Below are 24,038 nucleotides of genomic sequence, written 5' to 3' on the forward strand. Positions count from 1 at the left end.
TCCTCCTTTCTTCATTAAAAAACAATGGCTAACCGTGCGCTAGCAACACTTTTATAAGGGATTTTGTATACTTTTTTCCTTTCTTCGATCGTTACCACATCACCTTCAAAGTTTAGTAATTTACCCTCAAAAACTTTTTGATTTTCAATAGGCTCGTAAGTTGTAATATGTACATGTTTTCCAATGGCTTTGTGAAAATCTTTTTCATTCTTTAAGGGCCGTTCTGCACCAGGGGAAGAAACTTCTAGGAAATAAGGGTTGGGAATGGGATCTACTTTATCTAATTCTTGGCTTAATCGTTCACTTATCCTACTACAATCATCTAAATCGACTCCCCCTTGTTCCCGATCGATAAATACACGTAAGAACCAATTGCTGCCCTCTTTCTTATATTCAATATCAACTAATTCTAGCTGTTCTTGATCTAGTATGGGTAAAACTAATTTTTCTACAATCTCAACAATCTTTTGACTCATCGTATCCCCCTTCCAAAATGATCCATATGTATAAGAAAGAAACTTTCCTTCTTTTTACCAAGAAAAATCTAAAGAGTGGGTTTCCCCACTCTTTAAAAAACTGATTCTATCCACAGTATTACCAAATAAATTATAACATAATACTTTATTTCGAATCAAATTGCTTTTGCGCATTTTAAAAGATTTTTTAAAATAAATGATTAAACTAAAATAATGATAATTGGTTCGTATTAGGAAGTCCAGATAATAATCCATACTCATCCAATAATTCAATCACTGTTTTTGAGGCCTTAGCACGAAGTTGCAAATCTTCGATCGATAAAAACTCTCCTTCGTTTCTTGCTTCAACAATATGTTGAGCTGCACTTATACCCACACCAGGAATGGAAGATAAAGGAGGGATCAGACTTTTTTGATCATCATCAACAATAAACTTAGTTGCATCTGATCGATATAAGTCCACATTTTTAAATTGAAAACCTCGTTCCATCATTTCTAGAGCTAATTCAAGTACCGTTAATAATCCTTTCTCTTTTGGTGAAGTTTGTACTCCTTTTTCATTAATTTCATTGATTTTATTCCGAATCGCTTTAGAGCCAGCCAGCGCAATCTTCACATCAAATTCATCGGCACGAACAGAAAAGTAAGTTGCATAATAATAGATGGGATAATAGACCTTAAAGTAAGCAATGCGAATCGCCATTAAGACATAGGCGACAGCATGAGCTTTCGGGAACATGTATTTGATCTTTTGGCAAGACTCGATATACCAATCAGGTACGTTATGTTTTTTCATTTCATTAATATCTTCCGGCTCTAAACCTTTTCCTTTTCGAACTTTTTCCATGATTTTAAAAGCTAATGAAGAATCGACTCCTTTCTGAATTAAGTAGACCATAATATCATCACGAGTAGAAATCACTTCAGACAAAACAGCCTTCTTTTGGCGAATAATCTCCTGCGCATTATTTAACCAGACATCGGTTCCATGAGAAAGGCCAGAAATTCGAACCAATTCGGAAAACGTCTTTGGTTTGGTATCTTCTAACATTTGCCGAACAAATTTTGTCCCAAATTCAGGGATGCCTAAACAACCTAAATTCGTGCCAATTTGTTCTGGGGTTACTCCTAGTGCTTCTGTTCCACTAAAAATACTATAAACTTTAGGATCATCAACAGGAATTTTCTTTGGATCGATTCCTGTTAAATCTTGTAACATGCGAATAACCGTTGGATCATCGTGACCAAGTAGATCTAATTTTAACAAACGACCGCTTATAGCATGATAGTCGAAATGAGTTGTGATTGTATCAGAATTGGGATCATCTGCTGGTCGTTGAATTGGCGTAAAATCGTATACATCTTTATACTGAGGGATAACCATAAGTCCCCCTGGGTGTTGTCCAGTAGTTCTTTTAACCCCTGTACAACCAGCAACTAATCGTTCCACTTCAGCATTTCGTACTTTCAATTGTTTTTCTTCAATAAATTTTTTAACATAACCATAAGCTGTTTTATCTGCCACCGTTGAAATGGTTCCAGCGCGAAAAACATACTCAGATCCGAACAATTCTTCTGTATATTTATGAACCCTTGGCTGATATTCACCAGAAAAATTTAGGTCGATATCAGGCACCTTATCTCCTTTAAATCCCATAAAAGTCTCAAAGGGGATATCATGGCCATCTTTTTTCATTTTGGTGCTACAGTTCGGACAATTCTTATCAGGCAAATCAAATCCAGAACCATAAGAACCATCAAGAATAAACTCACTATGTTTACATGTTGGGCAAACATAATGGGGTGGTAGTGGATTCACTTCGGTAATTCTTGTCATCGTTGCGACAAAAGAAGAACCGACAGACCCCCTTGATCCTACTAGATAACCATCTTCTAATGACTTATTCACTAACTTGTGAGAAATTAAATAAATCACCGCATAACCATGATTAATGATACTGTTTAATTCTCGTTCCAATCGTTTTTCGACGATCTCTGGTAATGGGTCACCATAAATACTCTTTGCTGTTTCATAGCTCATTTTGCGAATTTCTTCGGCTGCTCCATCAATAACCGGGGTAAAAAGATCATCTGGGAAAGGTTTTAATTCCTCGATATCAGCTACTACTTTCTTTGGATTCTCAACAATGATCTTTTTTGCCATTTCTTGGTCTAGATAAGAAAACTCCGCAAACATCTCATTCGTTGTAAGGTAATGAGCAGAATAAAGATCTTCTTCCTGATGATAACGATAACCACCAATTTGGTTAAAAACGAGAATCTGCCGATTAATTGCTTCATGTGGATGAATATGATGAACATCTCCTGTTGCACAAACAGGTATATCTAATTTTTCTCCTAATTGAATCATTCGTAAATGAATATTCTTAATATCTTCCTCACTTTGAACGACTCCTTTACGAATCAAATGTTGATAATGAGAAAGGGGTTGTATTTCAATATAATCATAGAACTTGGCAATTTCCTCAATGACTTCAGGAGGTTTGCTAAACATTGCATCAAATAATTCCCCTTGATGGCATGCTGTACCGAAAATTAAACCTTCTCGATGGGTGATCAATTCGCTTCTTGGAATGCGAGGAATGCGATGAAAATATTCAAGATGAGATTTGGAAATCAATTTATATAAATTCTTAAGACCTACTTCATTTTTCACGAGAATCGTAACATGAAATGGACGAAGCCTTGAAACATCCACTTTACCCATGTTTTGATTAAGCTCAATAAGATTATGAATTTCTTTTTCCTGTAAATCTAGGATCATTTTCCATAAAAGTTTACCCGTTGCTTCAGCATCATGATAAGCGCGGTGGTGATTCGTTAACTCGATGTTAAATGCTTCACAAAGAGTATTTAATTTATAGTTTTTCATTTTGGGATAAAGCATTCTGGCTAATTCAACGGTATCAATAACCGGATTGGTTAGATCTTCTTCACCAATTCTTTTATAACCCATATGTAAAAAACCCATATCAAATCGTGCATTATGGGCTACGAGAATACCATCTCCTACAAATTCCCTGAATTTTCTCAAGGCCTCATCTAAAAATGGCGCACCTTGTAACATTTCATCAGTGATCCCTGTAATTTCTGTGATCTTTGGAGACAATGGTTCTTTCGGATCCACAAACGTTGTAAAAGTGTCAACAATCTTACCATTTTTTACCTTAACCGCACCAATCTCAATGATCGTATTGTACATTGCTGAAAGTCCTGTTGTCTCTGTATCAAAAACAATATACGTTTCTTCCATTAAATTTCGCGATTGTTCACGATAAACAATGGGAACGCCATCATCGACTACATTTGCTTCTACACCATAAACAATTTTTACACCATATTTTTGGCCTGCTTCATAGGCTTCGGGGAATGCTTGTACAATACCATGATCTGTAATCGCGATGGTATCATGCCCCCATTTACTTGCTTGTTCTACGATTTTCTTGATGGAATTCACTCCATCCATCGCACTCATATTGGTATGGACGTGGAGTTCAACCCTTTTTTCTTCTGCGGTATCCTTCCTTTCTATAGGTTCAATCTCGTTTATATCTCTAGCCAGTACAATTAATTCTTTAGCAAAAGGATCATATTGAACTTGCCCTCTTACTTTTAACCATTGGCCTTCCTTGATTATCAAAGAGTCTTTTTCTTTTCCATCTTTTAAGAAAACTTTAACTTGAATCGAATCGGTAAAATCGGTGATTGAAAACGTTAAAAGGTATCGCCCACTTTTTAATTCTTTTCGTTCAGTAGAGAAAACACTCCCCTGGATGATAATGCTTTTTTCTTCTTCAACAATATTGCGAATAGAAGTAGGCTCTTCTTTTATCTCATAACCGTACATGATCTTTTGTTCTGCCTTAATCGTCTCTGGCTGTTGTTCTACTATTTTGGTAACCAATGCTTCTTGAGCAAGTAACATCTCTTCTTCCATTCGTTCTTCATAGAATTTAATGAACACTTCCTCTTGGTCAAGACAAGAAATATGAATCTTAAGGTCACTTTCATGCCAGTTTTGAAGGATTTTTTTTAATTGGGTAGCAATTTGTTTATGTTCTAATACTCCTTTTATTGCCTGATTTGGGACTTGTATATTCAGCTCGTTCTCATTAACAATCCATTTTGATTGTTTCAAGATATTGTAGATACTTGGGGTGTTTTGATAGGGAGTAATGATCATATCCTTATATTCCTCAATCCATTCTTCGATCGGTACTTCTTTAAAACGAAGGTAAAATTTTAAAGTTGCAATATGTTTTAAACTTTCTACAATCGATTTCCACATCTGATCAAAAACAATTGAAGGAATGACTTGTGGGAATTCAAAATAAAAAGTCCACTCTTTGTTCTTTCGACTTATTTCTACTTTTTCAATGATTCCCTCTTTAAAATATTCCTCAATCATTCCTTTTGGTATCTTCGCATAGGAAAGTAGTGCAAGAAACCGCTGATTTTTATCTCTTAGATTCCCCATATGATCACCTGTAATTTCCAATAAGTCATTTTACTTTCACTATCTCAAAAAAAAGCAAATGGTACAACCCTAAGATTGTACCATATTTCTTTCGTTATTTGTAATATCATTGATTTCTTTCACTAATTCTTCAAAGAGATCTTCTTCTTTTACTTTTCTTATGATTTTGCCATGCCTAAAAATTAATCCTTCGCCATTTCCGCCAGCGACACCAACATCTGCTTCACGGGCTTCTCCAGGACCATTTACAGCACAACCCATAACTGCAACTTTAATCGGTTTATCGATCGTTTGCAGATATTCTTCAACACGATTAGCTAAACTGATCAAATCAATTTGAACTCTTCCACAAGTAGGACAAGAAATGATCTCAGGTTCATTGGTGCGAATTTCCAAACTCTTCAAAATTTCTTTCGCTACTTTTATTTCCTCAGTTGGATCACCAGTTAGTGAAACCCTAATGGTATCTCCTATTCCACTAGCAAGAACAGTACCTATGCCTATTGCTGATTTAATACTTCCCGCAAAGATTGTACCTGCTTCCGTAACCCCTACATGAAGAGGATAGTTTCTCTTTTCTGCCATTAGATGATAGGCTTTGATCATCATCGGAACGTTCGAAGCTTTTAGGGAGATAACGATATCATGAAAATCAAGTTCTTCTAGTATTTCTACATGTTTTAAAGCTGATTCAACAAGCCCTTCTGCAGTGGGATGGCCATATTTTGCTAGTATATCTTTTTCTATCGAACCAGAATTGACACCAATTCGAATAGGGACATTTCTTTCTCGACACACTTCAACGACGGCTTTCACTTTATCGACTGATCCGATGTTACCTGGGTTAATTCTAATTTTATCAATTCCATTTTCAAGGGCAATAAGCGCCAATTTATAATCAAAGTGAATATCGGCAACTAGAGGAAGAGGAGAACGTTTTTTGATTTCCTTGATTGCATGGGCTGCATCTTCATTAATGACAGCAAGACGAACCAGCTGACAACCCACTTCTTTTAAACGTTCAATTTGAGCTACTGTTCCTTCCACATCCCGTGTATCCGTCGTTGTCATCGATTGAATCACAACATCATTTTGTCCACCTATCTGTAAATTCCCTACAAAAACAGGCCTAGTTTCTTCCCGTTTAAACATTTTTGCACCCACCTTATATTCTTACAAGCAATAATTAGTCAAAAATTCGTGAAACATCATTAACTGTAACGACGATCATGAGTAACATCATAAAAGCAAAACCAATTAAATGAACGAGACTTTCTTTTTTGGGGTCGATGGGTTTACCTCTTAATCCTTCTATGGTTAAAAACATCAGTCGACTACCATCTAATGCAGGGATTGGTAATAAATTGAAAATTCCTAAATATAAACTTAAAATTGCTGCCCAATTGAGCAATGTCGCTAACCCTTGTTTTGCTGCATCACTGGTAATTTTCATAATCCCTACAGGTCCTGCTAGATCATTCATTCCTACATTTCCTGTTAAAATGAGTTTAAATCCATCTAAGATCACTTTGGTCATCGCCAAGGTATTTTTTACAGAATAGGAAGCTGCTTCCCCAATCGTTGCTTCTTTTTGTGCTTGTGTTACAACAGCACCAATTTTTCCTACTTTAGCTTTTTGATCCAATTGGGGCACAATGGTAATTGTTTTTTCTATACCTTTTCGATTTACAATAAGATTTAATTCTTGATTAGGGGAGTGTTGGATGAAGTTAATGAATTCTTGAGAGGATTCGACGGCTTGACCATTAATACTTAAAACCCAATCTCCTTCTTGTAAACCTGCTTTTGCTGCAGGAGAATTGGGGGTAATTTCTCCTAATATCACTTGATTTGATGGTACACCAACCATATTAAAAACAATGAAGAACAATACGATCGTTAATAGAATGTTAAATAATGGGCCAGCAAAAACGGTTAAGAAACGATCTAAGATAGATTTTGAACCAAACTGTCGATCCCAAGGGGCAATTTGGACGTTTTGTTTTTCATAGTGAAGAATAGTATTACGTGCTACTTTGTATTGAACGAATTGTTCATTTTCATCCATTCCTTTGATTATTAACTCATGTTCTAAATCGATCTCTTCAACTTGAATCCGTTTTTCCCCTTTTTTCCCTTCACTAAAAATATCTGTTACTTCACCTTTTTGGTTAAGATTCACACCAATTTGATCCCCTTTTTTGATTTCAATAACTTCAGGATCTTCTCCGGCCATTCGTACATACGCACCAAAGGGAAGAATCCGCAATGAATATTGGGTTTCTCCCTTTTTTACGGATAAAAGTTTAGGCCCCAATCCTAAAGAAAACTCCCTTACAAATATACCTGCTCTTTTAGCAAAAATAAAGTGCCCAAGTTCATGGATAAACATAATTGAAGCAAAGACTAAAATGATCTCAACGACTAATGTTAAATCCAAAGTTTCATCACCAGTCCTTTCATTTTATGAAACTTCTAACCATTCTCCTCGCCCACTGATCTGCTTCTGTAATTTCTTCAAAGTTTGGATTTTTAATCTTATGATGCTTTTCAAGAACTTTTTCAATGTAAGATTCTATTTCAATAAATGGTATTTTGCCTGATAAAAAAGCGGCAACAATTTCTTCATTTGCCGCATTTAAAACAGTCGGCATTGTACCACCTTCTTTTCCACATTCATAAGCCATTTTTAAACTAGGAAATCGTGAGAAATCAGGTTTTTCAAAATGTAATGAACCAATCGTGGTTAAGTCTAAGGGTTCTTGTTTTAATTCGAAACGATCAGGATAAGATAACGCATATTGGATGGGTATTTTCATATCCGGTGTTCCTAACTGGGCAATAATGGCTTTGTCAATATACTCTACCATAGAGTGTATGATACTTTCAGGGTGAATCATGACATCAATTTTATCAAAGGGCATATCAAACAGCCAATGAGCCTCGATGATCTCTAACCCTTTATTCATCATTGTTGCTGAATCGATGGTAATTTTAGCACCCATTGACCAGTTTGGATGTTTTAGTGCATCTTCAACCGACACATTTTTTAATTCTTCTCTTGATTTATCGCGAAATGAACCACCTGAAGCTGTTAAAATAATACGGCGCACTTGCTCTTTTTTTTCTCCATTTAAGCTTTGAAAAATGGCCGAATGTTCACTATCAATCGGTAAAATAGGAACTTGTTTTTTTTTCGCCAAATCCATTACGATATGTCCTGCAGAAACTAATGTTTCCTTATTGGCTAAACCAATCTGTTTGCCTGCTTTAATCGCTTCAATTGTCGGCTTCAAACCGATACTTCCAACAACAGCAGATACCACAAAATCGACATCAGGGTGGGTTGCCACCTCAATAAAACCTTCTTCTCCATAAACGATGGAAATACGCGAATCGACTTCGCTTTTCAATTTTTCTGCCAATTCTTTTGTTTTTACAGAAACTACCTTTGGAAAAAAGATTTTAATTTGTTCCCTTAATCGATCAAGATTTTCTCCTCCTGATAAGGCTACAACACGAAATTGATCAGGATGAGATCTTACCACTTCTAATGTTTGTGTTCCGATTGAACCTGTAGATCCTAAAATTGAAATATTTTTCATAAAAACCACCTCAAAAAGGCTTACAATTTAAACAGAAAATAAACAATAGGAAAAACAAAGATCAAACTATCAAATCGGTCTAAAATACCACCATGACCAGGCAATAAGTTTCCCGAATCTTTCACTTCTTTTGAACGTTTTAATGCCGATTCTACTAGATCCCCAATTTGGCCTAAGATAGACACAAAAAGGCTTATAAAAAAAGCTGTCGTCATAGAACTTACAATATGTAAAATTTGATTTACGATAATCCCTGCAACAACAGCTAATAAAATTCCGCCAATTGAACCTTCGATCGTCTTTTTAGGGCTAACCTCTGGCCATAGTTTATTTTTCCCAAAATATCTTCCACTAAAATATGCACCAGAATCAGATGCCCAAATTATGATTAATATAAATAGCGTCATGGGGAAACCATTTTCAATAAGTCTTGTCTTTAACATAAAGCCAAAACCAAGAGAAACATAAATGGCACCAACTAAAAAAATAGAGATATGATCAAATGTAATCTTATTTTTTACAAAAACAACGAAAGTAAGAAATACAAAAAGACTGAATAATATGACATTAAGAAAAGAGAAATATTGAAAAATAGGAATAATTGGATTTAGGCTAAGGATCATCCCAATAACAGACAATAAGCCAATGAAGCCTTGAATGGAAAAAAGACTTGTTTGGTTCATTCTAAGAAATTCATAATAGCTAATAGTAGCTAAGACAAGAATAAGAAAGGTAAAAGGAATACCTCCTAGAAAAACTAAATATAAAAATCCAGCCCCACCAATGATTCCAGTGATAATTCTTTTCTTCATCTTTTCACTCCCTTAGATTCCCCCAAATCTTCGACCCCTTTGTTGATACTCATATATCGCTTCGAAAAAATGTTGTTCATTAAATTCGGGCCAGTAGGCTTTCGTAAAATAGAGTTCGGTATAGGCCATTTGCCACAATAAAAAATTACTTAAACGTAATTCACCGCTAGTACGTATGAGTAAATCAGGATCGGGATAATTCTTTGTTAACATATATTGTCCAAAAATTGTTTCATCGATTTCTTGTTCAGTAATCTTGCCTGCTAAAACATCGCGAACAATTGCCTTTGTGGCTTGGACAATCTCATGGCGACTACCATAATTCAAAGCAAAGTTCAGAATAAGACCTGTATTGTTTTCTGTTCTTTTTTCTGCTTCGTGTACAGCCTTTAATGTATGTTCAGGCAAATTTTGATCAAAGCCGATGATTTTTACCTGCACATTTTGTTTGTTTAATTCATTAATTTCTTTGGTAAGAAATTCCTGAGGTAAACTCATTAAGAAATTTACTTCTTTTTCAGGTCTTTTCCAATTTTCGGTCGAAAAAGCGAATAAAGTAACAATTTTCACTCCTACTTTATTTGCTGCTTTTACAACCCTTTTGATCGCTTCCATTCCAGCTCGATGTCCTGCAATTCTTGGCAAACCTTTATTCTTTGCCCATCTTCCATTTCCATCCATTATAATAGCCACATGTTTAGGTATATTCGAAGGGTTAATTTCTTCAATACTCACTGTTTTTGTAAAAAATCCTTTAATCATGGGCTGTCCTCCATCTCCAAAAACAAATGCGTTTTTTTGAAAAAATCCCCCCTCATGTAAGGGGGGAAATTAAACTTCCATGATTTCCTTTTCTTTATTCGCAATAATTGAATCAACTTCAGCAATATATTTATCTGTTAATTTTTGAATCTCATCTTGGGTACGGCGAAGTTCATCTTCCGATATATCACCGTTTTTTTCTAGTTTCTTTAACTCGTCATTACCATCACGACGAATATTGCGAATCGCTACTTTACTCTCTTCACCCATTTTTTTTACGATTTTAACAAGTTCTTTTCTACGCTCTTCTGTTAATTGCGGTATAGTAATCCGAATAACAACTCCATCATTTGTCGGGGTAAGTCCGAGATCAGATTTTAATATTGCTTTTTCAATTTCACCTAATACGCTTTTATCCCAAGGTTGAATGACGAGAGATCGCGGATCTGGAGTTGAGATGTTGGCTAGTTGATGAATGGGAGTAGGCGCACCATAATACTCGACGAGAACTTTATCCAGTAGAGCAGGATTTGCTCTTCCTGCTCTTACACTTGCGAGATCCTTTTTTAAAGTCGCAATGGTTTTACTCATTTTTTCCTCTGAATTTTTTTTAATCGTTTGAGGCATTATTTTTCCCCTCCAATGATCGTACCGATTTTTTCACCAAGGATGACCTTTTTAATATTTCCTTCTTCAGAAATATTAAATACGATTAATGGAATATTATTATCCATACATAATGATGAGGCGGTTGAATCCATGACTCCTAAACCTTTATTGATCATTTCCAAATACGTAAGTGTATCGTATTTCACAGCATTTCTGTCTTTTTTGGGGTCAGCCGAATAAACCCCGTCCACCTTGTTCTTTGCCATGAGAATAACATCTGCTTCAATTTCAGCAGCTCTCAAAGCCGCTGTGGTATCTGTAGAAAAATAAGGGTTTCCTGTTCCAGCAGCAAAAATAACGACACGATTTTTCTCTAAATGGCGGATTGCTTTTCGACGAATATAGGGTTCAGCGACTTGTCTCATTTCAATCGATGTTTGGACTCTCGTAGGGACAGAAATGTTCTCTAGCGCATCTTGTAAAGCTAACGAATTAATAACCGTCGCTAACATTCCCATATAATCAGCTGTTGCTCGATCCATTCCTTGCGCGCTTCCAGCAACCCCTCGCCAGATATTCCCACCGCCGACAACAATAGCTACTTGTACTCCTAATTCCACAACTTCCTTGATCTGATTTGCGATCGAGGAAATGAATTTAGGATCAATTCCATAACCAAGTTGGCCAGCTAATGCTTCACCACTTAATTTTAGAATAATTCGTTTATATTTTGGACGCTCCATTAGTTAGCCCCCGTTCTTTATTCTACACATATACAAATATTCCTGCTATAAAATCCTTTTTTTATGCGGATAGTTCAGGTAAAAAAATAGGGACACAATGTGTACCCTATTTTTATAATTTAGCTTGTGCCATTACTTCTTCAACGAAATTATCTACTCTTTTCTCCAATCCTTCACCCATTTCGTAGCGAACAAAGCGACGAATATTAATATTTTCACCAATTTTAGCAATTTGTTCTTTTACCAATTGGTCTATTGTTTTATCAGGGTCTTTTACAAATGGTTGTTCTAAGAGACAAACTTCTTTATAAAATTTTTCTAAACGTCCTTCAACGATTTTTTCAACAATTTTTTCTGGTTTTCCTTCATTCAAAGCTTGTTGAGTTAAGATTTGACGTTCTTTTTCAATTTCTTCTTGTGGTACTTCTTCACGAGAAATGTATTTTGGATTTGTTGCTGCAATATGCATAGCGACATCATGAACAAAAGTTTTAAATTCATTGGTTTTAGCTACAAAATCTGTTTCACAGTTGACTTCAACAAGAACACCGATTCGTCCATTGCCATGTATGTATGCTTCAATAATTCCTTCAGCTGCAATGCGGCCTGCTTTTTTAGCAGCTGATGCAATACCTTTTTCACGAAGAATTTCAATCGCTTTTTCCATGTCACCATTTGCTTCAGTTAAAGCCTTTTTACAATCCATCATTCCTGCGCCAGTTTTTTCACGAAGTTCTTTCACAGCTGATGCTTTAATTTCCATTCTTTTTCCTCCTTCAATCTTTTCAATACTATTTTAGTAAAATAACTTAATTGTAATAAATCAATCAATTTGAGGATTATATTTATAGATGAATGATGCGTTGTAGAATAAAAAGGGTGGTAAGGGTATCTCACCCTTAGGCCACCCTTATTGATGACTTACGCGATAGTTTGTTCTCCTTGTTTTCCTTCAAGGATCGCATCTGCCATTTTTTCTGTTAATAATTTAACCGCTCGGATTGCATCATCATTACCAGGAATGACATAATCCACTTCATCTGGATCACAGTTGGTATCAACAATCGCAACAATTGGAATACCTAATTTACGAGCTTCTGCTACTGCAATACGCTCTTTACGAGGATCAATAATGAATAAAGCGCCAGGAAGCTCTTTCATTCCTTTAATGCCACCTAAAAACTTTTCAAGACGTTCTTTTTCCTTTTTAAGATTCATTACTTCTTTCTTTGGAAGAACATCAAATGTTCCATCTACTTCCATTGTTTCTAATTCTTTTAAACGTTCAATCCGTTTTTGAATGGTAGCAAAATTGGTTAATGTTCCTCCCAACCAACGTTGGTTAACATAAAAGCTACCTGAACGTTCTGCCTCTTCTTTAACGGATTCTTGAGCTTGTTTTTTCGTTCCAACAAATAGAACACTTTTTCCTGAAGCGGCGACTTCACGAAGAAAATGATAAGCTTCTTCAACTTTCTTTACCGTCTTTTGTAAATCGATAATGTAAATTCCATTTCTCTCTGTAAAGATATAGCGTGCCATCTTTGGATTCCAACGACGTGTTTGATGTCCAAAATGCACACCCGCTTCAAGTAATTGTTTCATTGAGATTACTGCCATGTAATAGTTCCTCCTTTTGGTTGTTTCCTCCGCCTACTTCATCTTTAACAATGACTTATAAAAAAGCACCCATTATTAAATCGGTAGACGTGTGTTTTTTAACACCGTCAAATAATATACCATATCTATATATACGATGCAACTATATAGAACAAAAACTCTTATGCATCAGTTATTCTTTCATTTATTTTTATAATTTTTCCCTCTTCAAAATATTCAATTTATTGTGGTATATTAATGAAATAATATAAAGAATAACACATATGAAGGGAGAATGGATTATGAATGAAATTCGCCCATTTCACAAAATTCTTGTGGCTAATCGCGGCGAAATAGCTATTCGTATTTTTCGCGCATGTACCGAATTGAATATTCGCACTGTTGCCATTTATTCAGAGGAAGATAGTGTTTCCCTTCATCGCTTTAAAGCGGATGAAGCCTACTTAGTGGGAAAAGGAAAAGGACCTGTCGAAGCATACCTCGATATTGAAGGGATAATTGAAATCGCAAAACGGCATGATGTCGATGCGATTCATCCAGGGTATGGATTTTTATCGGAAAATGCGGAGTTTGCCCGTCGTTGTGAAGAAGAGGGCATTGCTTTTATTGGTCCAAAACCAGAACATATTCAAATGTTCGGAGATAAAGTCAAAGCAAGACAAATGGCGATAGAAGCTGGTATTCCAGTGGTCCCAGGTACAGAACAACCCATTGAACATTTACAAGATGCTATTTTCTTTGCGAAAGAACACGGTTATCCCATTATGGTCAAAGCTGCATTAGGTGGCGGCGGCAGAGGAATGAGGATTGTTCACAATCAAGAAGAATTGGCAGAAGCCATTGAAAGAGCCCGTTCCGAAGCCCGTTTAGCTTTTGGCCATCCAGAAGTCTATATTGAAAAATATTTAGAAAAACCAAAACATATTGAAGTGCAAGTACTTGCTGACAAATATGGTCATGCTGTTCATTTATTTGAACGGGATTGTTCTGTCCAACGACGCCATCAAAAAGTGGTAGAAGTGGCCCCAGCTTTAACCCTATCTGAACGTTTAAAAAATCAAATTTATGATGCAGCTTTAAAATTGATGAAAAAGGCGAATTATGTGAATGCAGGAACTGTTGAATTCTTGGTAACACCTGATGAAAATTTTTATTTTATTGAGGTTAATCCGAGAATTCAAGTAGAGCATACCATTAGTGAGTTGATTACTGGCATCGATATTGTCCAAGCCCAAATTAGGATAGCCGAAGGATACGCATTAGATAGTGAGGAAATTGGGATCTTTTCTCAAGATGCAATTGAGAAAAAAGGATATGCTATTCAATGCCGCATCACCACAGAAGATCCAGAGAAAGGATTTTTACCTGATACAGGGCGAATTGTAGCCTATCGTTCGGCTAGTGGATTTGGAGTACGCCTTGATGCAGGCAATGGTTTTGCTGGTTCAGAAATTAATCCTTATTATGATTCTCTTATTGTCAAGGTATCAACTTATGCCAATACTTTTGATCAAGCAGCAAAGAAAATGCTTCGTACGTTGCGGGAGTTTCGCATTCGAGGAGTAAAAACAAACATCTTGTTTTTGGAAAACTTGGTCCAACACCCGGCGTTTTTAAAAGGAGATTATGATACTTCCTTTATTGATGCACATCCTGAATTATTCATCTTACCAAAACGGCAAGATCGGGCAACGAAACTTCTTTCTTATATCGGCCATATCACAGTCAATGGATTCGAAGGATTACCAAAAAAGGAGAAAAAACCAATCTTTCATCCACCGAGAATCCCAAATACTTCCATTAAAGAACCTTACCCTTACGGTACAAAACAAAGGCTGGAACAAGAGGGAGTGGATGGTCTCATTCAATGGATTTTACAACAAAAAAAGGTGCTCATCACGGATACGACTTTACGTGATGCCCATCAATCTCTCTTTGCTACCCGTATGCGTACGTATGATATGTTACAAATTGCAGAAGCCACCAGCAAATTAGCTTCAGAACTGTTTTCCCTTGAAATGTGGGGCGGTGCTACATTTGATGCAAGTATGCGCTTTTTGAAAGAAGACCCATGGGAAAGACTACATAAACTTAGGGAACGGATTCCAAATATTCTTTTTCAAATGTTGATTCGAGGGGCAAATGCCGTAGGATATACCAATTATCCTGACAATGTGATTAAAGCTTTTATCCAAGAATCTGCAAAGGCAGGAATTGATATTTTCCGTATTTTTGATAGCCTCAACTGGCTAGAAGGAATGAAAGTTTCCATTGAAACGGTACGAGAAACGGGTAAAATTGCCGAAGCTGCCATTTGTTATACCGGTGACATTCTTGATCCTTCGAGAAATAAATATACCCTTCAATATTATATAAATCTGGCAAAAGAATTAGAGAAAGCGGGAGCTCATATCATTGGAATTAAAGATATGGCTGGTCTTTTAAAACCTTACGCAGCTTATCAGTTAGTAAAAGCATTAAAAGAAGAAGTCGCACTTCCAATTCATTTGCATACCCATGATACGAGTGGAAATGGGCAAGCAACATTGTTAAAAGCCATTGAAGCAGGAGTAGATATTGTCGATGTAGCCATGAGTGCCATGTCAGGTCTTACCTCCCAACCTTCATTAAATGGCCTTGTTGCCGCTCTAGAGCATAGTGAACGAGAAACAGGTCTAAATCTAGATAACCTTCAAAAACTGGATCACTATTGGGAAGATATTCGCCCTTATTATGGATGCTTTGAAAGTGGACTAAAATCAAGCAGTGCGGAAGTGTACAAATATGAAATGCCCGGTGGTCAATATACCAACCTCAAACAGCAAGCCATTTCTTTAGGTCTTCGAGATCGCTTTGATGAAGTGAAAGAAATGTATGCTAAAGTTAACCAAATGTTTGGCGATATTATTAAAGTGACTCCTTCATCAAAAGTTGTTGGAGATATGGCCCTATTCATGGTACAAAACAATTTAACGGAACAAGACATTTATGAGAGAGGAGAACAAATCGACTTCCCTGATTCTGTTATCCAATTTTTCCAAGGTTATCTCGGTCAACCTTATGGTGGTTTTCCTGAACGTTTGCGGGAAATTATCTTAAAAGGAAGGGATTATATTACTTGTCGTCCTGGTGAATTGTTACCTCCTATTGATTTTGATCAATTAGAAGATGAACTTGCCCAAAAAATCAATCGAAAACCTTCTAAGCAAGAACTCTTAAGTTATGCCCTTTATCCAAAAGTGTTCTTAGAAAAAGAAGCTTTCATTAAAGAATATGGAAATATGGCCATTCTAGATACGCCTACCTTCTTCTATGGCATGCGGCCAGGTGAAAAAATTGCCGTTGAAATTGAAAAAGGAAAAACCTTAATCATCAAACTCACATCCATTGGCGAATTAAAATCAGATGGATCAAGAACCATTTATTTTGAATTAAATGGAATTCCAAGAGAAGTCATTGTACAGGATCAAAGTACAGGATTCACGGTCCAAAAACGAAGAAAAGCCGATCGAAACAATCCCCTTCAAGTGGGAGCAACCATGCCGGGTAAGGTTGTTAAAATCATGGTGGAAAGAGGAGATACGGTTGCTAAGGGAGATTACCTGGTTGTAACAGAAGCGATGAAAATGGAGACTACGATTCAAGCCTCCTATGATGGTGTGATCAAAGACGTATACGTCAAACCAGGTGATACGGTTGAGATAGGTGACCTATTAATCGAGTTTGAATATATTAAACAGAAATAGTCCCCCAATTTATCTGTAGTTAAGGCTTGTATGTTTCAACGCGATCCCAGTCGCATTGATAGAAACATACAAGCCTTAATACATAAGAATCAAGGATGAGTTTTAGGGTTTATTCGTGATTAGAACAATTACATCTTTCATCGTCATATTTGGAGAGTAAGTATAAGTACCTGCTTTAATCTCTTTCACTAGACCTTGCTTCTGAAGAATTTTTAAGAATTCTTGTTTATCTTTAATGATATGTTGCTTGTAGAGCAAATCTGCAATTTCATTGGTCGACATCCCTTTATCAATCCTAAAAGATATGGGAGTTGCTTTATCTTTATTTGGTTGTAACAGTATTTGATTCTTGTTCTTTATTTGTTCTATTTCTTCCTTTGTGTATAACTGATACCCATATTTATTAGCAGCCTCTTTAATTTCTTGTATAGATAATGGTTTGGATTGGTCTTTTGTAGAAAAATCATCTTGGTTTTTTGTAGGTAAAATCATGAAAATGAAACTACTAATCATCAATCCAATTCCTAATCCCATTAAAAAATTTCGGTTTCTAAACATATGAAAACCCTTTCTTCATCAATTCAATAACGAGTTCTACTTCTCCTTGCCCCATATTGGTTTTTCGTGCGATTTGCTGAATACTTTCCCCATTTTGATAGAGTCTCATCACCTCTTGATATTTGGGATTGATTTGTTGGGAAAGTGTTTTTTGGCTTTTTTCGAGTTTATTTAATCGTTCTTCAATGAGATTGACCTTTTGCTCAACTTTTGTAAAAAATTGTTGTTGCGATTCTTTAATTTTTTGGATGAATTCATCATTTTCCAAAGAAAATTGAAACGTAAAATCTTCAATGATTTTTTCAATTTTTTCTTCCATTAACTGTTGGTCTTTGGGTTTAAAAAATGCGAGGACAACAATTCCAACTCCAAATAAAAAAAGAAGAATTTCTACCCATATTTCTCCCATATGATCACCAATCACTTCTTTATAATTCTAAGTCTATGAATCTACCCTTAGTTTGTTCATGATTTTTCGGACTTCTTAATGTGTTTTGTTCTTGTAATAAGCTTTTTTTCAATTCTTCCGTTTTTCTTTTTCGTTTAGCCTCTAATTTTTTTGCCTGTGTTATCAGATGGCTTTGGTGAATTAGATCTTTTTGATGAAGCTGCTTTTGAATTTGGCCTATGTCTTGTGTTTTCGGCAGTGCCAGTTGAAGTTCGATCGCCTTTAAACTCAAACTACATCCCTCTCTTATAATAAATGATTTTTCAATCGTCCTAATGCTCCCCTTAAACGGTAGATTGCTTTTGTATGCAATTGGGAAATCCTCGAAGGGGACAATCCCAAAATTTCGGATATCTCAGTAATATTCAGTTCTTCATAATAGTACAAAGTGATGACTAATTTTTCTTTTTCAGGTAAGCGATCAATCGATTTAGCTAAAACATCGCGAACAAATTCACGATTGATTTTTTCATCAAGATTTTGACGTGGATCTTCTAATAGTGTCTTTCGTGTCGTTTCTTGATCAAAATCTACTGGCTCATCAAGAGACAAACAATGCAAAAAAGAAGTTTCCTTTAATTGTTGATAAAACTCTTCAACTGAAAGATGAAGATATTCGCTCACTTCTTTGTCTGTTACACTTCTTAAGTACTTTTGTTCTAGTTCTTGGTAAGCCATCTGAATTTTTTTTGCCTTTTCTCGGACAGAACGCGGAATCCAATCGGTTTGGCGTAGCCCATCAAGAATTGACCCTCTGATCCTTTGTGAGGCATAGGTTTCAAACTGATAACCTTTTTGATAATCGAATTTTTTGAGAGCATCTAAAAATCCCAGCATTCCGTGACTTCTTAATTCATCAAAAGTAACTTGGTCTGAAATTGTGGGTTGCATCTTTAAAACAATTTGATCTACTATTCCGATATAATGGTTGACTAATTGATGATAAGCTTCTGGATCACCATCATTTCGCCATTTATCCCATAGACGTTCAATGTTGGCTTGTTGCTGACTTGGCATAGGATGAAACTCCTCTCTTAATCATCCTGGGACCAAACTCTTATGCCTTTGACAATTTGCTCTATTTTTTGTTCGTCTTTACTAATCTTTTCAAACTCTAATGGTTGAAAGTCAATTTGATCAGATTTTTGGGGATGGTTTGTTTGGTATATTTCTCTAAACAATTTTTGATCCTCTTCTTGGCTAGTATTTAACTCAATATGTTTTGTGGCAGATAAACTTTCTTTATGAGTACTAAAAACAATATAAAAACCTCTTAAAAACCAACAAAGAAAATAGAAAAAGATAAATGCTAAACTACTGCGAACAAAGGCTGTTTTCAAAAGGTTTAATCGTAGATTAATGATCAAGATGATGATAGATATAGCAAACGCAATGAAAAGCCCAATTTTTCTTCTTTTTATGAAATTCATATCTCATGAACACCTTTATTGACTGTTTTAATAAGTAAAATTCCACTAAATGTATCCAGTTCAATGGTTCGGCCAAAATTTCCTCCAGTATCTTCGGCAACAATCGAAATCCCTAATTTTTTTAAGGTTTCTTTTGTTGCTTCTACATTTCTTGGACCGATTCTCATCATGTCAATTTGAGATTGAAATTGAAACATCTGAGCTCCACCAGCAATTTTTGCAATAATTGAACTTTTTCTCGCTCCTAATTTTAACATTTCATCCACTAATAAAGGAATTGCCGTATCCGCATATTTTGCTTTATTCACGTTCCCAACCCGAACCATATCTGATGATGGTAACATAATATGAGCTAGACCTCCAATGCGATGAACAGGATCATATAATGCAATTCCTACGCAAGATCCTAATCCCGTCGTACGAATCCGATCGGGAGAGGTAGCGGTTCGTAAATCAGCCATACCTACATTTATTACGTTTGTAGTTTTATCCACGTTCATCATTCCCATGGCACTCCTAATGCAGAAAACATGATATTAAACGATTCTGGGTCGGGTATTAAGAAAAAGTGGCCTTCTACGAGCTCTTGTTCTTCAAAAAATGTAGTATTGATAACAATGGCGAAATCACTAATTTGACTGACTTGAAGTAATCCAAAACTTAAGATCGCTCCAACCATATCAACCGTTATCGCTGGAACAGTAGGATAAAGTTTGAGATTCGTAAAATCCGCAAGTGAAGAAAGGTAGGAACCGGCTAATATGTTGCCAAGCTCATTAAGAGCAGAAGTTTCTAATTCAGAAAAAAAATCCTGTTGATTCGCCATGGGACCTAACATCTCTTTAAGAAGTTTTTTCGCGGAATCAATAGTCAGCGTAAATAATAAATTACCTGGAGCGTCTCCTTCAACTCTAAAAAAAATACAAACCATGATTTTTTCCGAACCGCCTAAAAACTCTTCGACTTCTCTAAATGGTAAAATTTTTACTTGGGGTACTTTCATCTCAATTGGTTTTTTTATCATTTTTGAAAGAGAAGTTGCTGCGTGACCTGCCCCTATATTGCCAACTTCTTTTAAGAAGTCAAGTTGAATCTCCCGAAGTTTATGTAACTCTCTAGTCATAGTTACGCCCCAAATTTCTCTAATTGTTTCTTCTCATCTGCATTAAGGACTTTATTAAGATTTAACAAGATCAACAGACGATTTTGTAACTTTGCTATCCCCCGCAAATAAACGGCTTCAACTCCACCAACGACTTTAGGTGGTGGTTCGATTGCATGAACTGGAACATCGATCACATCATTTGCAGCATCAACAATCAATCCAACTTCCACCCCTTCTACATTGACGATAATTATTCGAGTCGAATCATTGTATTCTTTTTCTGCAATCCCAAGGCGACTTCTTAAATCTATAATCGGAATGATCACGCCCCGTAAATTGATCACCCCTTTTACAAAAGGTGGAGTATTTGGGACTCTTGTAATATATTCCATTCGTTCAATCGACTTTACTTGTTGAACTTCAACCCCATACTCCTCTGAATCTAGACGAAAAACAATCACTTTCACTTCATTAAGATTTTGTTCAACTTGTTGATTCATAAGATCCCCTCCCTATTTGATTAAAGCATTCGTATCAATAATTAAAGCGACTTGACCATCTCCAAGTATCGTAGCTCCTGAGATCGCAAAAACATTAGGCAAATACGAACCAAGCGATTTTAATACAATTTCTTGTTGACCAATGAAAGAGTCGACAACTAAACCAGCCATTTTATCTCCCTTTCGAACAATAACAACAGAGATATCCTCTTCCTCTATCCCCTCATCAGGAACAGCAAAAATTTGTTTTAGAGGGATTAAAGGAACGATATGGCCTCGAAAATCAATCACCTGTTGTTTATGAGCATACATGATGTCTTTTTCTTTATAAATGGCTGTCTCAATAATTGAACTTAAAGGTATTGCATATTTTTCTCTTTGAATTTGTACCAACATTGCAGAAATAATCGATAATGTTAATGGAAGTTGAATGATAAACGTGGTGCCTTTTCCAGGCGTCGAATCAACGGAAACAAATCCACCTAGAGTTTCAATTTTATTTTTTACAACATCAAGGCCTACTCCTCTTCCTGAAATATCAGAGACTTTTTCGGCAGTACTAAACCCCGAATGGAAAAGGAGATTAAAAATTTGTTTATCCGTTAATTGGTTACCTTCTTCTTTCGTAATTAAATTTTTTTCAATCGCTTTATTTAACACTTTTTCGCGATGTATTCCTCGTCCATCATCAGTAATTTCAATAAAGACATAATTGCCACTATGGTATGCTTTTAGCGTTATTTCTCCCGCTTCCGGTTTATGATTTTTAATTCTTTCTTCAACAGATTCCAGCCCATGATCCACTGCGTTTCGAAGGATATGAACGAGTGGATCGCCAATCTCATCAATCACTGTTCGATCAAGTTCGGTTTCAGCACCAATAATATTTAGATTGACTTTCTTATTTAATTCTTTGGCCAAATCACGGACCATCCTTGGAAAACGATTAAATACTTGTTCAACTGGAACCATGCGAAGGTTGAGAATAATATTTTGTAGATTACTGCTAATTCTACTCATATGCTCTACGGTGTCTGTTAGTTCAACATGATTGATCTCATTTGCTAACTGCATAAGGCGTCCCCGATCGATCACAAGTTCACTAAATAGATTCATTAATTCATCTAGGCGTTCAATATCAACGCGAATCGTTTTTGCTGAGAAGTGTTTTTTCTGCTGGCCATGATTTTGTACAGATGTTACTTCGTTATCCTTTTTCATATTTGTCGCTTTTTCCTGACGACTTTGATTGACAAGTTGGTCTTTACTTATGTTTTGAATCTGAACAGACTGAATTTCGGAGATATTTAGGATCGCTTTTTCGATTTCTTGTTGATCATTCTTTGAGATCAATATAATCGTAAAGTCATTCCCAAACTCCTCATTTTCAATCTCTTCTACCGATGGAATTGATTTGATAATCTCGCCATAATTCTCTAATTCCTTAAATACCATGAATGCCCTAGCAGATTTAAGAATACTTTCCTCATCGAGAATTACTTGAATCTGGTAAATAGCAAAATTAGATTCTAATGACTGCATAAGAACTGTAATTTCATATTGATCAAAGGAAAGCATTTGTTTGTGATGTTCATCTATTTCTATAGAAATAGGGGCATCTAAGTTAGATCCTTTCAAATTATGTACTTTGTTTCCTGTTACAATTGCTCCTAGTTGATTAATTAGATCTTGCGTTTCAACTTGATCATGTCCTTCACTCATAATCATTTCAACCATTTTATCTAGACGGTCAACACAATGAAAAATGACATCCATCATATTCGAATCGACGGTTCTTTTTGCATTTCGTACCAAATCAAGTACATTTTCCATTTCATGAGTTAAGCTTGCCATTTTTTCAAAACCCATTGTCGCTGCCATTCCTTTTAAGGTGTGTGCGGAACGAAAGATCTCATTAACAAGATCTATGTTTTGAGTATCCGTTTCTAATGCTAGTAAATTCTCATTGAGGTTTTGTAAATGTTCTTTCGCTTCTTCCAAGAAAATATCAAGATATTGATTTAATTCCATGGTTGCCACCCCCTTTGTTTTTGAATCGTTTCTACGATTTTGTTGGCAATATCATATAATGGAACTATCATATCGATCACTCCACTTTTAATTGCAGACTTTGGCATTCCAAAAACAACACAAGTACTTTCATCTTCTGCGATCATCATTACATTTTTCTCTTTGTTTAGCGATTGAAGTCCTTTTGTTCCATCGCTTCCCATTCCTGTCATAATGACCAATACTTTATTTAATGGTACATCTGCTAATGATTTAAACAATACATCCACACTTGGACGGTGACCACCAATTGGCTCATTTTGATTCAAACGAATAATATATTGGTTTGATTGACGTTTTACAATCATATGGTAATTCCCTGGAGCAATATAAGCTGTACTAGGTTGTAATGGTTGCTTGTCCTCTGCTTCTACCACACGAATTTGTGACAATGAATCTAATCGGTTAGCTAATGATTTGGTAAAACCAGCTGGCATATGTTGAACAATTAGAACAGCATAAGGAAGATTTTTGGGGAGTTTGGTAATCACTTCTTGTAATGCTTTTGGTCCGCCAGTAGATGTTCCAATCGCCACAATTCCCTCAATACTTCCGTTACCATTCACTTTTTCAATAGATTTTTCTAATTGTCTGGGTTTTCTTATTAAACCCCTTCTCATCATATTCCACTGCCCAATCCATTTTTCCTTTTGCTTAGACGCAATTAATATCTTATCAACTAGTTCGTCCTTTACTTTCCCAATATCAAAAGAGATTGCCCCAGAAGGTTTAGGAATAAAATCAAAAGCTCCAAATTGTAATGCTTGAATCGTGGTATCTGCTTCAACTTTTGTTAAACTACTAACCATTATGATCGGAACAGGAAAGCTTCTCATAATTTCTGCTAATGCTTCTAAACCATTCATTTTTGGCATTTCTACATCAAGTGTAACCACATCTGGCTTAAACTTTTTTATTTTTTCAATCGCTTCCATCCCATCTTTGGCCGTATCAACCACTTCGATAAGGCCACTTTTTGCCAAAAGATCAGAGATTAACTTTCTCATGAAAAAAGAATCATCGACGACGAGTACACGTACTTTTTTCAAACCATCA

22 protein-coding genes are annotated in these 24,038 nt (G+C 35.9%); 1 reads left to right on the top strand and 21 read right to left on the bottom strand.

Annotation, left to right across the window (positions count from 1 at the left end; translation table 11 throughout):
• Window positions 1–14 precede the first annotated feature (14 nt).
• From rimP to rpsB, 11 genes are all read right to left on the bottom strand, one after another.
• The gene (gene rimP / locus ACMW72_RS00710; protein ID WP_418366916.1) at window positions 15–476 is read right to left on the bottom strand and encodes a ribosome maturation factor RimP; all 462 of its coding nucleotides are present in this window, start codon (window positions 474–476) and stop codon (window positions 15–17) included.
• Between the two features lie 205 nt (window positions 477–681).
• On the bottom strand, window positions 682–4,974 hold the full coding sequence (locus ACMW72_RS00715; protein ID WP_418366917.1) for a PolC-type DNA polymerase III: 4,293 nt from the start codon (window positions 4,972–4,974) through the stop codon (window positions 682–684).
• A 69-nt stretch (window positions 4,975–5,043) separates the two neighbouring features.
• Window positions 5,044–6,126, bottom strand: a complete 1,083-nt coding sequence (gene ispG / locus ACMW72_RS00720; RefSeq protein ID WP_418366918.1) for a flavodoxin-dependent (E)-4-hydroxy-3-methylbut-2-enyl-diphosphate synthase — start codon at window positions 6,124–6,126, stop codon at window positions 5,044–5,046.
• 34 nt (window positions 6,127–6,160) lie between these two features.
• A complete protein-coding gene (gene rseP / locus ACMW72_RS00725) occupies window positions 6,161–7,414 on the bottom strand; it encodes an RIP metalloprotease RseP (RefSeq protein WP_418366919.1) in 1,254 nt (417 codons plus the stop codon).
• Window positions 7,415–7,433: 19 nt separating this feature from the next.
• Window positions 7,434–8,579, bottom strand: coding sequence for a 1-deoxy-D-xylulose-5-phosphate reductoisomerase (locus ACMW72_RS00730; RefSeq protein ID WP_418366920.1), 1,146 nt, complete (start codon window positions 8,577–8,579; stop codon window positions 7,434–7,436).
• Between the two features lie 20 nt (window positions 8,580–8,599).
• Window positions 8,600–9,391 (bottom strand): phosphatidate cytidylyltransferase, encoded by a 792-nt coding sequence (locus ACMW72_RS00735; RefSeq protein ID WP_418366921.1) that lies wholly within the window; start codon window positions 9,389–9,391, stop codon window positions 8,600–8,602.
• A gap of 12 nt (window positions 9,392–9,403) precedes the next feature.
• The gene (locus ACMW72_RS00740; RefSeq protein ID WP_418366922.1) at window positions 9,404–10,153 is read right to left on the bottom strand and encodes an isoprenyl transferase; all 750 of its coding nucleotides are present in this window, start codon (window positions 10,151–10,153) and stop codon (window positions 9,404–9,406) included.
• Window positions 10,154–10,222: 69 nt separating this feature from the next.
• The gene (gene frr / locus ACMW72_RS00745; protein WP_418366923.1) at window positions 10,223–10,780 is read right to left on the bottom strand and encodes a ribosome recycling factor; all 558 of its coding nucleotides are present in this window, start codon (window positions 10,778–10,780) and stop codon (window positions 10,223–10,225) included.
• Window positions 10,780–11,505 (bottom strand): UMP kinase, encoded by a 726-nt coding sequence (pyrH, locus tag ACMW72_RS00750; protein WP_418366924.1) that lies wholly within the window; start codon window positions 11,503–11,505, stop codon window positions 10,780–10,782. Before pyrH ends, frr begins: the two co-directional genes overlap by 1 nt.
• A gap of 112 nt (window positions 11,506–11,617) precedes the next feature.
• Entirely contained in the window at window positions 11,618–12,268 is a 651-nt protein-coding gene (tsf, locus tag ACMW72_RS00755) for a translation elongation factor Ts (protein ID WP_418366925.1), read from the bottom strand.
• A gap of 158 nt (window positions 12,269–12,426) precedes the next feature.
• Window positions 12,427–13,125 (bottom strand): 30S ribosomal protein S2, encoded by a 699-nt coding sequence (gene rpsB / locus ACMW72_RS00760; RefSeq protein ID WP_418366926.1) that lies wholly within the window; start codon window positions 13,123–13,125, stop codon window positions 12,427–12,429.
• 281 nt (window positions 13,126–13,406) lie between these two features.
• Here rpsB and ACMW72_RS00765 point away from each other — a divergent pair, with 281 nt between their 5' ends.
• The gene (locus ACMW72_RS00765; protein WP_418366927.1) at window positions 13,407–16,871 is read left to right on the top strand and encodes a pyruvate carboxylase; all 3,465 of its coding nucleotides are present in this window, start codon (window positions 13,407–13,409) and stop codon (window positions 16,869–16,871) included.
• A 102-nt stretch (window positions 16,872–16,973) separates the two neighbouring features.
• Here the strand turns inward: ACMW72_RS00765 and ACMW72_RS00770 are convergent, their stop codons facing one another.
• Genes ACMW72_RS00770 through ACMW72_RS00815 form a run of 10 tightly spaced genes read right to left on the bottom strand, consistent with a single transcriptional unit; the run spans window position 16,974 to window position 24,031 of the window.
• Window positions 16,974–17,429, bottom strand: coding sequence for an endolytic transglycosylase MltG (locus ACMW72_RS00770; protein ID WP_418366928.1), 456 nt, complete (start codon window positions 17,427–17,429; stop codon window positions 16,974–16,976).
• Window positions 17,422–17,838 carry a DUF2802 domain-containing protein gene (locus tag ACMW72_RS00775; RefSeq protein ID WP_418366929.1) on the bottom strand — a complete coding sequence of 139 codons (417 nt, stop codon included), beginning with the start codon at window positions 17,836–17,838 and terminating at the stop codon, window positions 17,422–17,424. The genes ACMW72_RS00770 and ACMW72_RS00775 overlap by 8 nt, the downstream gene beginning before the upstream one ends.
• A 19-nt stretch (window positions 17,839–17,857) precedes the next feature.
• Window positions 17,858–18,109 carry a hypothetical protein gene (locus ACMW72_RS00780; protein ID WP_418366930.1) on the bottom strand — a complete coding sequence of 84 codons (252 nt, stop codon included), beginning with the start codon at window positions 18,107–18,109 and terminating at the stop codon, window positions 17,858–17,860.
• A 14-nt stretch (window positions 18,110–18,123) separates the two neighbouring features.
• A complete protein-coding gene (locus ACMW72_RS00785) occupies window positions 18,124–18,894 on the bottom strand; it encodes a FliA/WhiG family RNA polymerase sigma factor (protein WP_418366931.1) in 771 nt (256 codons plus the stop codon).
• Between the two features lie 17 nt (window positions 18,895–18,911).
• Entirely contained in the window at window positions 18,912–19,307 is a 396-nt protein-coding gene (locus ACMW72_RS00790) for a hypothetical protein (RefSeq protein WP_418366932.1), read from the bottom strand.
• Window positions 19,304–19,801, bottom strand: a complete 498-nt coding sequence (locus tag ACMW72_RS00795; RefSeq protein WP_418367370.1) for a chemotaxis protein CheD — start codon at window positions 19,799–19,801, stop codon at window positions 19,304–19,306. The genes ACMW72_RS00790 and ACMW72_RS00795 overlap by 4 nt, the downstream gene beginning before the upstream one ends.
• A 5-nt stretch (window positions 19,802–19,806) precedes the next feature.
• Window positions 19,807–20,430 (bottom strand): chemotaxis protein CheC, encoded by a 624-nt coding sequence (locus ACMW72_RS00800; RefSeq protein ID WP_418366933.1) that lies wholly within the window; start codon window positions 20,428–20,430, stop codon window positions 19,807–19,809.
• Window positions 20,431–20,432: 2 nt separating this feature from the next.
• Window positions 20,433–20,912 (bottom strand): chemotaxis protein CheW, encoded by a 480-nt coding sequence (locus ACMW72_RS00805; RefSeq protein WP_418366934.1) that lies wholly within the window; start codon window positions 20,910–20,912, stop codon window positions 20,433–20,435.
• 12 nt (window positions 20,913–20,924) lie between these two features.
• Window positions 20,925–22,943: a chemotaxis protein CheW gene (locus ACMW72_RS00810; RefSeq protein WP_418366935.1), complete on the bottom strand. Its 2,019-nt coding sequence runs from the start codon at window positions 22,941–22,943 to the stop codon at window positions 20,925–20,927.
• A complete protein-coding gene (locus ACMW72_RS00815) occupies window positions 22,934–24,031 on the bottom strand; it encodes a protein-glutamate methylesterase/protein-glutamine glutaminase (RefSeq protein WP_418366936.1) in 1,098 nt (365 codons plus the stop codon). The genes ACMW72_RS00810 and ACMW72_RS00815 overlap by 10 nt, the downstream gene beginning before the upstream one ends.
• Window positions 24,032–24,038 lie beyond the last annotated feature (7 nt).

The sequence above is a fragment of the Tepidibacillus sp. LV47 genome (assembly GCF_048381575.1).
Classification (GTDB): domain Bacteria; phylum Bacillota; class Bacilli; order Tepidibacillales; family Tepidibacillaceae; genus Tepidibacillus.